The sequence below is a fragment of the Polaromonas sp. P1_H6 genome (assembly GCF_056405195.1).
Genome location: NZ_JBFUCN010000051.1, coordinates 1 through 13436, shown reverse-complemented (window position 1 = coordinate 13436; position 13436 = coordinate 1). Strand labels below are relative to the sequence as shown.

The window sequence follows — 13436 nt, the reverse complement described above, 5'->3', positions numbered from 1 at the left end:
CACGAGCTTGATCTCATGGCCTGGGAGCTCAACATCAGGCCACGCAAGACCCTTGGCTGGAAAAGCCCTGCCGAGGTCTTCTTTAACAACAAGGCCATGCGAGACGCTGGCCTTATTCCGACTGTTGCACTTGGGGTTTGAATCCGCCCTTACTTTCTTTTGGCGAAGCAAAAGAAAGTGAGTTGCTGCCGGCAACCCCGGCCAGCAGATCTCAGAAGAAACAGCCTGCCGCCGGGCAACCCCGGCCAGCAGCCCTCAGCAGAGAGAACAGACCCCCCAACCCCAATTCCGAAAACAGAGTGGTGAATCCCCACCTGTTCGAGTCAATCGCTTTCAACCTTTCTCCTTACAGTTTTCCCCAAAGACCGTCTTTGCCGACGACCGGCGGCCGCCCATGCCCGGCGCGACCGCCAGCCAGCCTTTCTTGCAGGCGCCGCCCAGCGGCAACCGCGGGAAGGGCCGGGTGGCAAGACAGGCCGGTGCCACCCAGAGCGCCAAGAGACAACCCTAGCCACAACCGGATCGACCATCGCCATGCCAGAAAACAAATACCTCGTCAGAGCGCCGCTGCTGGACCCCAAACAACAGGTGGCAGGCTACAGGCTGGCCTGGCAGGGTTCGGCCCCTACCGACGCGCGGGAAGACGTGCGCCAGTTGCTGGACTTTGTGGGCGAGCGTGCCCAGGCGGCTGAGCTTGGTTTGCTGTTTCTCGATGCCGATCACGGCGTGCCGCCGGGCGGCCTGTCGGTCGGCCAGGCGCCGCCGAACACGGTGCTGATGCTGGACTGTGCCGACCTGGCGGAAGACTGCCTGGCCGGCATGGCCTCGATGCGTGAGCAAGGCCTGCGCCTGGCGCTGCGCGGCGCGGACCTGGCATTCATGGAAACACATGCCGAGACGCTGGTTCCCTTGGCCACGCACCTCGAACTGCCGCTGGGCCACCCGGATTTTGCGGCGCTCAGCAACCTGGCAAAGCAGGCCGAGCCGCCGCTGTCCGTGGTGGTGCAGGATTTCCCGGGCTGGCGCGAGTTCGACATGTCGGCCGCGCACGGCGTGGGTGGCTTCTTCCAGCAGCTGTGCACCACGCCGCGGCCCCAGAACAACGCGGGTGCCTTGAGCCCGCAGGCGATCTTCATCCTGCAGCTGATGCAGATGGTCCAGGAAAACGCCGACGTGCGGCACATCGAGGGCGTGCTCAAGCGCGACGCGGCGCTGTCGTACAAGCTCTTCCGCTACATCAACTCACCGGGCTTCGGCATCGAGGTCGAGATCGAATCGCTGCGCCACGCGGTGACCATGCTGGGCTACACCCCGCTGTTCCGCTGGCTGTCGGTGCTGCTGGCCACGACCAACACGGCGGGCTATTCCCACGCCCTGCTGCAGGCCGCCATCGTGCGCGGGCGTTTTGCCGAGCTGCTGGGCAAGGACTTGCTGCCGCGCGCCGAGGCCGAGCACCTGTTTTTTGTCGGCATGTTCTCGCTTCTGGACCAACTGCTGGGCATTCCGCTCGAAAAAGTGGTGAGCCAGATCCTGCTGCCCGAGCCGGTGGTGCAGGCGCTGGTCAGCCGCGAAGGGGTTTATGGGCCTTTCCTGCAGCTGGTGGAAGCCGGTGAGCAACGGAATGGGCGGATTGTGGAATTGGCTGAGGCGCTGTTTATGACGTCTACGCGCGTTAATCAGGCGCATCTGGCGGCGCTGGCATGGGCTCATACCGTCACCATTTAGCAGACAGAGCCGCTCAGAAACCCTCCTGGCGTTGTTGTGGCCGCCTTGCCGTGCCTTTAGCACTGTCTGCGGCGTCACGCCTAGCCAGGACCGCTTCGCTGGGTTTCTGAGCAGCTCTTGACCCTGCGGGTGCAAGTCGGGTGCGACCCCTTGTAGTGCCGGCGGTTCTGCCTCAGCGGATTGCCAAGCCATACCCAGAGAAGCGGGTGTTTTCTCATGCTTTTCGGCCCATGACGCAGAGCGCTGTCTTTGTACATTGAGCATGTCTCATTTGCCTGCTGCCAAGGCGCGCGCGTCGTGCGTGCGATGACCTGAAAACCTATGAATACACCTCTGCATGGCGCAACGGCCTCGTCGGCCGGTCCGGATTTCCTCCTGACGGACCATGATTTTTCGAAAATCCGCACGCTGATCCACCAGCGGGCCGGCATTGCCCTGAGCTCGCAAAAAAGGCAGATGGTCTACAGCCGGCTGGCGCGGCGCTTGCGCGAGTTGCGGCTGACGGAGTTCGCGACTTACCTGCGTTTCCTCGAGGCCGACCCGAATGGCGACGAGTGGCAGCAGTTCACCAATGCGCTGACCACCAACCTCACAGCCTTCTTCCGCGAAGCCCACCATTTCCCGGTGCTGGCCGAGCATGCGAAGAAATGCCCCAAGCCGCTGAGCGTTTGGTGCTCGGCCGCCTCCACGGGCGAGGAGCCGTATTCGATTGCCATGACCTTGATCGAGGCGCTGGGCGATCGCGCCGCGGGCGCTGCCGCCAGCGTGATGGCCACCGACATCGACACCCAGGTGCTGGCCAAGGCGCAGGCCGGGATCTTCACGATGGAGCAGGTCAGCAAGCTCTCGCCGGTGCGGCTCAAGCGCTTTTTCCTGAAGGGCGCGGGTGCGCAGGCCGGCAAGGTGCGGATCCGGCCCGAGGTCGCGGCCATGGTGAAGTTCGAGCAGCTGAACCTGCTCGACGCCAAGTGGGCGCTGCGCGAGCCTTTCGACGCGATCTTCTGCCGCAATGTGATGATCTATTTCGACAAGCCAACGCAGGGCCGCATCCTGCAGCGATTCGCGCCGCTGATGAAGCCGCACGGCCTGCTGTTCGCCGGGCATTCGGAAAACTTCTCGTTTGCCGGCGACATCCTGCGCCTCAAGGGCCAGACGGTGTACGAGCTGGTGGCGCCCGGCGCTAAAGCCGACAAAGCCTGGGAAGCCGCGCCATGACCGCGGCGCACCGGGAGACGGTGGCCACCCACCATTATTTCGACCGCGAGTTCGGCATCTCGGCGGTCAAGCTGCTGCCCGGCGAATACTTTGTGACCGCCAGCGACATGGTGCTGACCACGGTGCTGGGCTCCTGCGTCTCGGCCTGCGTGCGCGACACCACGGCCGGCATAGGCGGCATGAACCATTTCATGCTGCCCGAAGACGCCGACCCGTCCTCGCGCGGCGCGGCCGCCTCCATGCGCTACGGCGCCTACGCCATGGAGATGCTGCTCAACGAACTGTTTAAAGCCGGTGCCCGGCGCGAGCGGCTGGAGGCGAAAGTCTTCGGCGGCGGCGCGGTGCTGGCCAACATGACCTTGCTCAACATCGGCGAGCGCAATGCCGACTTTGTGCTGCGTTATCTGCAGATGGAACAGGTGCGCGTGGCCGCCCAGGACCTGCGCGGTAACTATCCGCGCCGCATCAACTACTTCCCGGCGAGCGGCAAGGTCACCATGCGCAAGCTGCGCCAGCAGGACGACGTGGCGCTGGTGCGCGACGAGGAACAGGCGCTGGCCGCCAACCTGAGCCGGCCGGCACGCCGCAGCAACGTCGAAATCTTCAATACCGACCTGGCCCGCAATGTGGCCAACAAGAATGCGTGGGCCCTATGAGCGTGAACAAGATCAAGGTGCTGTGCGTCGACGACTCGGCGCTGATACGCAGCCTGATGACCGAGATCATCAACAGCCAGCCCGACATGGTGGTGGTGGCCACGGCCTCGGACCCGCTGGTCGCGCGCGACCTGGTCAAGCAGCACAACCCCGACGTGATGACGCTGGACGTGGAAATGCCGCGCATGGACGGGCTGGAGTTCCTGGAGAAACTCATGCGCCTGCGGCCCATGCCGGTGGTCATGGTGTCCTCGCTGACCGAGCGCGGCTCGGAGGCCGCGCTGCGCGCGCTCGAACTGGGCGCCATCGACTTCGTGACCAAGCCGCGCCTGGGCATACGCGACGGCCTGCTGTCCTATACCGACCTGATCGCCGGCAAGATCCGCATCGCGGCGGCCGCCAAGCTGCTGCCGGCCCGGCGCCCGGCGCCCACGGGCGGCGCGGGCGGCGGCGAGGCGCCCCTGCTGCACAGCCCGCTGCTGAGCACCGAAAAACTCATCATCATCGGCGCCTCCACCGGCGGCACCGAAGCAATCCGCGAAGTGCTGCAGCCTCTGCCGCCCGACAGCCCGGCCATCCTGATCGCCCAGCACATGCCGGCGGGATTTACCAATTCCTTCGCGCAGCGCCTCAACGGCCTGTGCCGCATCAAGGTCTCCGAAGCCGTGCACGGCGAGCGTGTGCTGCCCGGCCATGCCTATATCGCGCCGGGCGGTTTCCATCTGTCGCTCACGCGCAGCGGCGCCAACTACATGGCCCAGGTCGACCAGGAGCCGCCGGTGAACCGGCACCGGCCCTCGGTCGACGTGCTGTTTGATTCGGCCGCGCGCCACGCCGGCAAGAACGCCATCGGCGTGATCCTGACCGGCATGGGCCGCGACGGCGCCGAGGGCCTGATGCGCATGCGCCAGGCGGGCGCGCACACGCTGGCGCAGGACGAGGCCAGCTGCGTGGTCTTTGGCATGCCGCGCGAGGCCATCGCGCTGGGCGCGGTGAACGAGGTGGTGCCGCTGCAGGAGATGAGCCAGCGCGTGCTGGCCCACCTGCGCTCCTTCGGGGAGCGGGCGAACCGGGTGTAGTGATTTTTTCGGGGCTTCCGGCCGGCGCTCTTTTCAAGCGTGGCGCTTTCCGGATGACATGTGTTTGAGCGTTGATCGTGAATATTGGAGTGAGTGAAGTGGTTGATAAAAACATCAAAATCCTGGTCGTGGATGACTTCCCGACCATGCGCCGGATTGTCCGCAATCTGCTCAAGGAACTGGAATTCGTCAATGTCGACGAGGCCGAGGACGGCGCCGCGGGCCTGGAGAAGGTCAAGGCCGGAAACTACGGCTTTGTGGTGTCCGACTGGAACATGCCCAACATGGACGGCCTGGCCATGCTGCAGGCCATACGCGCCGACCCGCAGTTCGTGAAGCTGCCGGTGCTCATGGTGACGGCCGAGGCCAAGAAGGAAAACATCATCGCGGCGGCCCAGGCCGGCGCCAACGGTTATGTGGTCAAGCCCTTCACCGCCGTGACGCTCGAAGAGAAGATCAACAAGATCTTCGAAAAAATCGAGAAGGAAGGCGCCTGATATGTCGCAAGAAGCACATCAACATCCCGTGCTCCATGCGGCGGCGGCCAGCGATTCGGCCGAACAGCTGGTCAACCGCATAGGCCATTTGACGCGCCAGATGCGCGAAGGCATGCGCGAGCTCGGGCTGGACAAAAGCATCGCGCGCGCCGCCGAGGCAATCCCCGACGCGCGCGACCGCCTGAGCTATGTGGCGCAGATGACCGAACGCGCGGCCGAAAGGGCGCTCAACGCCATCGACGTGGCCCAGCCCATCCAGGAGAATTTGTCGAAACAGGCGACGGCGCTGGGCAAGCGCTGGGACGTCTGGTTCGACAGCCCGCTGGAACTCGACGACGCGCGCGAACTCGTCAAGGACACGCGCGGCTACCTGGCCGACGCGCCGCAGCAGGCCAGCGCTACCAACGCCCAGCTCATGGAAATCATGATGGCCCAGGACTTCCAGGACCTGACCGGCCAGGTCATCAAGAAGATGATGGACGTGATCAAGGACATGGAGACGCAGCTGCTGCAGCTGCTGATCGACAACGCACCGCCTGAGAAGCGCCAGGATGCGGGGCATGGGCTGCTGAATGGGCCGCAGATCAAGATTGGGAATGCGGATGCGGTTGATGGGCAAGGGCAAGTAGACGACCTGCTCGCCAGCCTCGGGTTCTAGCCACTTCAAGCGCCGCTGGCCCCCATCCCAACCTTCCCCCAGAGGGGGAAGGAGTAAGCATCAGGCCCTTCCTATTACCCAAAGAACAGCCCGATACCCAGCCTGTTTCCCTGATCGATTTCAGGTCTCCCCTCCAATAATTCTCAAGACAGGGCGCCCCTTGCGCCCGACGCTGCGGAGTATGGATGGCGGAAGAAAGTGATCTCGAAAAAACCGAACCGGCCTCGCCCCGGCGCCTGGAAAAGGCGCGCGAAGAAGGCCAGGTCGCGCGGTCGCGGGAGCTTGTCACCTTTGTCATGCTCACGACGGGCGTGGGCGGCCTGTGGATGCTGGGCGAGATGATGGGCGGGCACTTCAACAGCGCGCTGCGCAACGGCCTGCAGTTCGAGCGCGCCTCGGCCTTCGACCCCTCGCACATGATGAACCAGGCCGGCGGTGCGCTGCTGCATGCCGCGCAGGCGCTGCTGCCGGTGCTGCTGATGATGCTGGTGGCCGCGCTGGTGGCGCCCATGCTGCTGGGCGGCTGGCTGCTGTCGGCGCAGTCGCTGGCACCGAATTTCTCCAAGCTCAATCCCATCGCGGGCATAGGCCGCATGTTCTCGGTCGAGTCGCTGGCCGAACTCGCCAAGACATTGCTCAAGTCCCTGCTGGTGGGCGGTGTCGCCTGGTGGGTCATCGCCGACGACCTGGGCGCCATCATGGGCCTGATGCGCGAGCCCGCGCATGCCGCGCTGCCGCACACCCTGCACCTGGTGGCGGTGAGCTGCGCGCTGATCATCGCCTCGCTGCTGCTGGTGGCCGGCATCGACGTGCCCTACCAGCTCTGGAGCCACGCGCGCAAGCTGCGCATGTCGCGCGAGGACCTGCGCCAGGAGAACAAGGAAAGCGAGGGCGACCCGCACGTCAAGGCGCAGATACGCCGGCAGCAGCAACAGATGGCCAAGCGCCGCATGATGGCAGAGGTGCCCAAGGCCGACATCATCGTCACCAACCCCACGCACTTCGCCGTAGCCCTGAAGTACGTCGACAAGGACATGCGCGCGCCGCGCGTGATCGCCAAGGGAACCGACCTGGTGGCCCTGCGCATACGCGCCATGGCCGAAGAGCACAAGATCCCGGTGCTGGAAGCGCCGCCGCTGACGCGCGCGCTGTACCGCCACACCAAGCTTGGCGATGAAATCCCGGCGGCGCTGTACTCGGCCGTGGCCGAGGTGCTGGCCTGGGCCTACCAGCTGCAGCGCGCAGCCGAGGGCGGCGCCGTGCCGCCGCGCGCGCCGCGCGACCTGCCGGTGCCTGAGTCGCTCGATCCGCACACTGTGCAAGCCGCGCCTGCCACAACTGCCCTGCTGGGGAGCGCCGCATGACGCTGGTCGACGACCTGATGCGGCTGCCGCGCCAGATGATGGCCGGCGGCAAGGGCAAGGGCCTGGCCGGCCCGGTGCTGATCATCCTGATCCTCAGCATGATGGTGCTGCCGCTGCCACCGTTTTTGCTGGACCTGCTGTTCACCTTCAACATCGCGCTGTCCATCATGGTGCTGCTGGTCAGCATGTACACCATGAAGGCGCTGGACTTCGCGGCCTTCCCGGCCGTGCTGCTGTTCACCACCTTGCTGCGCCTGTCGCTCAACGTCGCCTCCACGCGCGTGGTGCTGATGGAAGGCCACACCGGGCCGGACGCGGCGGGCAAGGTCATCGAGGCCTTCGGCCACTTCCTGGTCGGCGGCAACTTCGCGGTCGGCGTGATGGTCTTCATCATCCTGGTGGTGATCAACTTCATGGTCATCACCAAGGGCGCGGGCCGTATCGCCGAGGTGGGCGCGCGCTTCACGCTGGACGCGATGCCGGGCAAGCAGATGGCCATCGACGCCGACCTCAACGCCGGCCTGATCGGCGAGGACGTGGCGCGCAAGCGCCGCGCCGAAGTCGCGCAGGAGGCCGACTTCTACGGCTCCATGGACGGCGCCAGCAAGTTCGTGCGCGGCGACGCCGTGGCCGGCCTGCTGATCCTGGTGATCAACATCATCGGCGGGCTGATCGTCGGCATGGCCCAGCACGGGCTGGATTTTTCGCAGGCGGCCACGACTTACACGCTGCTGGCCATCGGCGACGGCCTGGTCGCGCAGATCCCGGCGCTGGTGATCTCCACCGCGGCGGGTGTCATCGTCTCGCGCGTCACCACCGATGAGGACGTGGGCGGCCAGCTCACGGGCCAGCTGTTCGCGAACCCGCAGGTGCTGTTCCTGACGGCCGGCGTGATCGGCCTGATGGGCCTGATCCCGGGTATGCCCAACCTGGCCTTTTTGATCATCGCCGGCGGCCTGGTCTGGCTGGGGCGGCGCATCATGCGGCGCGCCGCCACGAGCGGGGCTACCGCCGCCGAAGCGCCGCCGCCGCCGGCCCCCGCCGAATCGCAGGAGGCCAGCTGGGACGACGTGGCGCTGGTCGACCCGTTGGGGCTGGAGGTCGGCTACCGGCTGATCTCGCTGGTCGACAAAAGCCAGAACGGCGAGCTGCTGGGCCGCATCAAAAGCATACGCAAGAAGTTCGCGCAGGACATCGGCTTCCTGGTGCCGGTGGTCCACATCCGCGACAACCTGGAGATCAAGCCCAATGCCTACGTGCTCAAGCTCAAGGGCGTGCAGATCGGCCAGGGCGAGGCCTTCCCGGGCCAGTGGATGGCGATCAACCCGGGCCAGGTCAGCGCCAGCCTGCCGGGCACGCAGACGCGCGACCCGGCCTTCGGCCTGCCCGCCGTCTGGATAGACAGCGGCCTGCGCGAGCAGGCGCAGATCTACGGCTACACCGTGGTCGACGCCAGCACCGTGGTGGCCACGCACCTGAATCACCTGATCCACGCACACGCGGCCGAGCTGCTGGGCCGGCAGGAAGTGCAGCAGCTGCTGGACCGCATCGCCAAGGAATCGCCCATGCTGGTGCAAGACCTGGTGCCCAAGACCCTGTCGCTCACGACGCTGCAGAAGGTGCTGCAGAACCTGCTCGACGAAAGCGTGCCGATACGCGACATGCGCACCATCCTCGACGTGCTGGCCGAGAACGCCCCCACGGTGAGCGACACCACCGAGCTGACCTCGCTGATACGCCTGGCGCTGTCGCGCGCCATCGTCCAGCATATTTTCCCGGGCGAGGAGGAACTGCAGGTCATTGGCCTGGACAGCTCGCTCGACCGCGTGCTGCTGCAGGCCCTGAGCAACAGCGCCGGCCTGGAGCCGGGCCTGGCCGACAGGCTGCTGCGCGAAGCCCAGCAGGCCATGGACCGGCAAGCCGGCCTGGGCCTGGCCCCCGTGCTGGTGGTGCAGCACCCATTGCGCGTGCTGCTGGCGCGCTTCCTGCGCCGCAGCCTGCCGCAACTCAAGGTGCTGTCGCACGCTGAGATACCCGACACCCGCACCATCAAAGTGACCGCCACGATTGGAGCCGCCCTGTGAACACCCCGAATTCCGCCGACGCCGCGACCACCTGCCAGGTCGTCGCGCCCTCCAGCCGCGAGGCGCTGCGCCTGGTGCGCGAACGCCTGGGCCCTGATGCCGTGGTGCTGTCGAACCGCGTGACGGCCGGGGGCGTGGAAGTTGTCGCGGCGCTGGAAGGCTTCGCTGTCGTGCCCGCCGCCGTGCCCGTCGCCGCTCCCGTTGCAGCAGCCGCGCCATCCCGGCCCATCAGCTCTCCGCCCGCAGCCGAAAGCGAGGCCGTGCTGCGCGAGATCCATTCCATGCGCGGCATGATCGAGGAGCAGCTCGCCGGCATAGCCTGGAACGACAAGCAGCGCCGTGACCCGGTGCGCGGCCATTTGCTGCGCACCTTGCTGGGCGCGGGCTTCAGCGCGCGCCTGGCGAAAGACATCCTGCAGGACCTGCCCACGGGCCAGAGCCACGCGCTCGGCATGGACTATGCGAAGGCCGAGCTCGCGCGCCGCATGCCGCTGCTCGAGGACGAAGGCGCGCTGCTCGACGAGGGCGGCGTGTATGCGCTCATGGGGCCGACCGGCGTGGGTAAGACCACCACCACCGCCAAGCTCGCGGCGCGCTGCGTGATGCGCTTCGGCGCCGACAAGCTGGCCCTGGTCACCACCGACAGCTACCGCATAGGCGCGTACGAGCAGCTGCGCATCTACGGCCAGATCCTGGGCGTGGCGGTGTACGCGGTGAAGGACGCGGCCGACCTGGATCGGGTGCTGGCCGGCCTGCGCGACAAACACATGGTGCTGATAGACACGGTGGGCATGAGCCAGCGCGACCGCGCCGTCGCCGGGCAGATCGCGATGCTCTGCGGGGCCAACCGCCCCGTCAAGCGCCTGCTGCTGCTCAATGCCTCCAGCCACGGCGACACCCTCAACGAAGTCGTGCAGGCCTACCGCCACGGCGAACGCCCTGCCGGCGACTGGGACCTGGCGGGCTGCATCTTCACCAAGGTCGACGAGGCCACGCACCCCGGCGCGCTGATCGACATGGCGATACGCCACCAGCTGCCGGTGCATTACATCTCCAGCGGCCAGAAAGTCCCCGAGCACCTGGTGCCGGCCGACGGCAAGGCCCTGGTCGACAGCGTGTTCCAGGCCGGCAGCCGCAGCGCACTGTTTGTGCCTGGCGAATCCGACCTCGCCGAAAACCCCGCAGCCGACGGCGATGCGGAGCGCGCGGCGGCGGAAGCCGCGAAGGCTGAAGAGGCCAGCGAACGCCTGCGCGCGCAATGCCGGCAGCTGATTCAGGCTCTCACGCACAACGCGCAGGAGCTTGCGGCCAACGCGGCCGCGCTGTCGCAGGGCGGCATAGGCTTTGAGGAAACCCGCGCGCTGTGGCGGCAGTTGTCCGCCCCCGCGGGCGCGGAGGGCGAAACAGCTGAGCAAGGCGAGCAGCGCGTGTCGCACGCGCTGAGCTTCCAGGCGATTGACGACGCCGCCGCGCTGTGCGGCGACTATGTGCTGGCCGTGGGGGGTGAAGCGCGCCTGGTTTCTCAAGAGGGTGAAGCACCGCAATCACTCGCCAGCACGCTGCTGCTGTCCGACCGCACGGGCCAGGTTTTTGCGGCGCCGCTGCAAGGCCCCGCCGATGCGCAGCAGCCGGCCGGCTGGGCGCTGCAACCCGCGCTCGACAAAACCGTGGTCCACCTGTTCGCGCGTGTGCCCGACGCCAAGCTGATCCGGCAGTGGCAGGACGAAGGGCGCGCCTGGGCGGCGGCAGGCAGTTCGGCGCTGCGCATCGTCGATGCGGACACCGGCGCGCGCGGCACGCTGGCCAGGCTGGCCGCGGGCCTTGCCTTCGGCACGGCGCTGCCCGTGGTCTACCGCAAGAAGGCGGCCTTCATGTCGGTGGCGGAGGCGCGCATCAGCCTGCGGCCCGAGCTGGACGACATGGCGCCGGGCACGCAGCCGCCCCTGCCGGTACTGCGCTGCGTGGTCAGGCGCATGGTCGATGCCGTGACCGGCAAGCTGCTGGCGCACAGCTATGTGCTGGCCGGCGAAGGCGTGCGCGCCCCGGCACGGCGCATGGCGCAGTGGCCCAGCTGGCGCAGCGCCGCCGAACCCTATTTCAAACTGCTGGGCCAGGGCATCGGCCAGATGGACGCGGCCGCCGTGCCGGCGCGCCGGCTGATCGCCGGCCAGGCTTGCGCCACGGTGTTCCTGCTGCAAGGCCTGCAGGACGGCTGGGCCGAGACGGCGCGGCGCGCGCTGGCGCAGCTGGCCGGTCGCGCGGTGCGCCCGGGCCGTCCGGTGCCGGCCGCCGTGCTCTTCGAAGGCCTGGGCAAGCTGTTGGTGCTGCTCGACGCGCTGGAATTGGAGGGGGTAGGCGAAGGCGTTGCGCCTTCGCCCGCGCCCCTGCCCGCGGCGCGAGGCTGAGGAACCCGCCGTGAAAAAACCGGTGAGCGACCAGGCCGACGGCCTCAGGCGCCTGATGGCGAACAGCCCGGGGCGGCTGCTGGCTTTTGTCGGCGCTGCGCCCGGCGTGGGCGTGAGCAGCGTCACCATGAACCTCGCGGCGGCGCTGGCCCGGCTGGGCCAGGACGTGCAGGTGATCGACGAGCGCGGCGATGCGCCGCCAGCTTATGCGCGCTTGCAGGGCCGGCTGGTGCTGGTCGATGCGCGGCTGGACGGCGAGGGCCTGCTCTCGCCGCTGGCCGCCCAGGCCGACGAGCTGGTGGTGGTGCTGCGGCCGCAGGTCGAGGCCATCACGGCCGCCTATGCCTGCATCAAGCGGCTGCAGCAGGCGCATGCCTTGCGGCGCATGCGCGTGCTGGTCAACCACGCGGCGGGCGCGAACGATGCCAGCCGCATCCTGGCCAACCTGGCCAGCGTCGCGAAGAGCTATCTCGCGCTGGCGCTGGAGCCGGCCGGCTGCATATGCGAGGACGTGCAATTGGCGCAGGCGCGCTGGCTCAACATGAGCGTGGTGGAAGCCTTCCCGGGCAGCCCTGCCGCGCTGGACGTGGACCGGCTTGCGGCGGACGTGCTGCGCTGGCCCGCGCCGCCCGGCGTGCCCGGCGTGACTGGCGAAGTGCCCGCCCGCCGGATGTCCCCGGCCGCTGCCTGACCCCCAGACCCTTCAAGAAGCAGGAGGCATCCCCTATGTCCATGTACACCCCCCAGGGAAAACTGGCCCAGTCCGCCCCGTCGGAGCTGCTGGCCCAGCACGCGCCGCTGGTGCGCAGGCTGGCGCTGCAGCTGATCGCCAGGCTGCCGGCCAGCGTTGAGCTGGACGACCTGATCCAGGTCGGCATGATGGGCCTGCTGGACGCGGCCGAAAAATACCAGGACGACCAGGGCGCGAAGTTCGAGACCTACGCGAGCCAGCGCATACGCGGTGCCATGCTCGACGAACTGCGCGCCAACGACTGGGTGTCGCGCGGCCTGCGCAAGTCCTCGCGCGGCGTCTCCATGGCGGTGCGCGCGCAGGAGCAGAAGCTGGGCCGCGCGCCCAATGAACGCGAGATCGCCCAGGAACTGGAACTGCCGCTGGAGGCCTACCAGCAGCTGCTGAATGAGATACACGGCTGCCAGCTCGTCTATTACGAGGACTTCGACCGCGGCGACGGCGAGAAGCGCGAGAACAATTTCCTGGACCGCCAGGACCACGGCGACCGCGTGCTGGCCGACGAACCGCTGACGCAGCTGCTGCAGGGCGACTTCCGGCGCCAGCTGGTGGCGGCCATAGGCGAGCTGCCCGAGCGCGAGCAGCTGTTGCTGAGCCTGTATTACGACGAAGAGCTGACCTTGCGCGAGATCGGTGCGGTGCTGGATGTGACCCAGTCGCGGGTCTGCCAGCTGCACAGCCAGGCTATCAGCCGGCTGCGGGCTAGCCTGGCCGCGTTGCTGGGGCTGGAGCCGGCGCCGGCGCCGCGCAAGTCCGCAGCGGTGGCCGCTGCTGCCCGCCCCCGGGTTGCGAGGGCTATGTCATGAGGCGCTTGCCCTCTGCATAGGGTTGCTGGCCGGGGTTGCCGGCAGCAACTCACTTTCTTTTGCTTCGCCAAAAGAAAGTAAGGGCGGATTCAAGGACCAAGTGCAACACTTCCAATCCAAGAGGAGTTGCATGACAAGAACATATCGACAATTGAGTGCCGAAGAGCGAGGCACGGTAATGGGCATGAAGCTGCAC

11 protein-coding genes are annotated in these 13436 nt (G+C 67.2%); all 11 read left to right on the top strand.

The window, feature by feature from the left end:
* Nucleotides 1-534 precede the first annotated feature (534 nt).
* The 11 genes from AC1D1F_RS24360 to AC1D1F_RS24310 all read left to right on the top strand — a co-directional run bounded on the left by AC1D1F_RS24360 (nucleotide 535) and on the right by AC1D1F_RS24310 (nucleotide 13240).
* The gene (locus tag AC1D1F_RS24360) at nucleotides 535-1725 is read left to right on the top strand and encodes an EAL and HDOD domain-containing protein (RefSeq protein WP_477677033.1); all 1191 of its coding nucleotides are present in this window, start codon (nucleotides 535-537) and stop codon (nucleotides 1723-1725) included.
* 321 nt (nucleotides 1726-2046) lie between these two features.
* Nucleotides 2047-2940, top strand: a complete 894-nt coding sequence (locus AC1D1F_RS24355) for a CheR family methyltransferase (RefSeq protein WP_477677032.1) — start codon at nucleotides 2047-2049, stop codon at nucleotides 2938-2940.
* On the top strand, nucleotides 2937-3596 hold the full coding sequence (gene cheD / locus AC1D1F_RS24350; protein WP_477677031.1) for a chemoreceptor glutamine deamidase CheD: 660 nt from the start codon (nucleotides 2937-2939) through the stop codon (nucleotides 3594-3596). Before AC1D1F_RS24355 ends, cheD begins: the two co-directional genes overlap by 4 nt.
* Nucleotides 3593-4675, top strand: a complete 1083-nt coding sequence (locus AC1D1F_RS24345) for a protein-glutamate methylesterase/protein-glutamine glutaminase (RefSeq protein ID WP_477677030.1) — start codon at nucleotides 3593-3595, stop codon at nucleotides 4673-4675. The genes cheD and AC1D1F_RS24345 overlap by 4 nt, the downstream gene beginning before the upstream one ends.
* 98 nt (nucleotides 4676-4773) lie before the next feature.
* Nucleotides 4774-5172: a chemotaxis response regulator CheY gene (gene cheY, locus AC1D1F_RS24340; protein ID WP_436158038.1), complete on the top strand. Its 399-nt coding sequence runs from the start codon at nucleotides 4774-4776 to the stop codon at nucleotides 5170-5172.
* 1 nt (nucleotide 5173) lies between these two features.
* On the top strand, nucleotides 5174-5830 hold the full coding sequence (cheZ, locus tag AC1D1F_RS24335; RefSeq protein WP_477677029.1) for a protein phosphatase CheZ: 657 nt from the start codon (nucleotides 5174-5176) through the stop codon (nucleotides 5828-5830).
* A 185-nt stretch (nucleotides 5831-6015) separates the two neighbouring features.
* Nucleotides 6016-7194 carry a flagellar biosynthesis protein FlhB gene (gene flhB, locus AC1D1F_RS24330; protein ID WP_477677028.1) on the top strand — a complete coding sequence of 393 codons (1179 nt, stop codon included), beginning with the start codon at nucleotides 6016-6018 and terminating at the stop codon, nucleotides 7192-7194.
* A gap of 17 nt (nucleotides 7195-7211) precedes the next feature.
* The gene (gene flhA / locus AC1D1F_RS24325) at nucleotides 7212-9278 is read left to right on the top strand and encodes a flagellar biosynthesis protein FlhA (protein WP_477700871.1); all 2067 of its coding nucleotides are present in this window, start codon (nucleotides 7212-7214) and stop codon (nucleotides 9276-9278) included.
* Nucleotides 9275-11683, top strand: a complete 2409-nt coding sequence (gene flhF, locus AC1D1F_RS24320; RefSeq protein ID WP_477677027.1) for a flagellar biosynthesis protein FlhF — start codon at nucleotides 9275-9277, stop codon at nucleotides 11681-11683. The genes flhA and flhF overlap by 4 nt, the downstream gene beginning before the upstream one ends.
* 10 nt (nucleotides 11684-11693) lie before the next feature.
* Nucleotides 11694-12374, top strand: a complete 681-nt coding sequence (locus tag AC1D1F_RS24315) for a MinD/ParA family ATP-binding protein (RefSeq protein ID WP_477677026.1) — start codon at nucleotides 11694-11696, stop codon at nucleotides 12372-12374.
* 41 nt (nucleotides 12375-12415) lie between these two features.
* Nucleotides 12416-13240 (top strand): RNA polymerase sigma factor FliA, encoded by an 825-nt coding sequence (locus AC1D1F_RS24310; RefSeq protein WP_477677034.1) that lies wholly within the window; start codon nucleotides 12416-12418, stop codon nucleotides 13238-13240.
* Nucleotides 13241-13436 lie beyond the last annotated feature (196 nt).

What these genes read in the sequence shown, in the direction of transcription:
- AC1D1F_RS24345 (WP_477677030.1), top strand. Translation starts at nt 3,593, where the DNA reads ATGAGCGTGAACAAGATCAAGGTGCTGTGCGTCGACGACTCGGCGCTG.
- cheZ (WP_477677029.1), top strand. Translation starts at nt 5,174, where the DNA reads ATGTCGCAAGAAGCACATCAACATCCCGTGCTCCATGCGGCGGCGGCC.
- flhB (WP_477677028.1), top strand. Translation starts at nt 6,016, where the DNA reads ATGGCGGAAGAAAGTGATCTCGAAAAAACCGAACCGGCCTCGCCCCGG.
- flhA (WP_477700871.1), top strand. Translation starts at nt 7,212, where the DNA reads ATGCGGCTGCCGCGCCAGATGATGGCCGGCGGCAAGGGCAAGGGCCTG.
- AC1D1F_RS24360 (WP_477677033.1), top strand. Translation starts at nt 535, where the DNA reads ATGCCAGAAAACAAATACCTCGTCAGAGCGCCGCTGCTGGACCCCAAA.
- AC1D1F_RS24355 (WP_477677032.1), top strand. Translation starts at nt 2,047, where the DNA reads ATGAATACACCTCTGCATGGCGCAACGGCCTCGTCGGCCGGTCCGGAT.
- cheD (WP_477677031.1), top strand. Translation starts at nt 2,937, where the DNA reads ATGACCGCGGCGCACCGGGAGACGGTGGCCACCCACCATTATTTCGAC.
- AC1D1F_RS24310 (WP_477677034.1), top strand. Translation starts at nt 12,416, where the DNA reads ATGTACACCCCCCAGGGAAAACTGGCCCAGTCCGCCCCGTCGGAGCTG.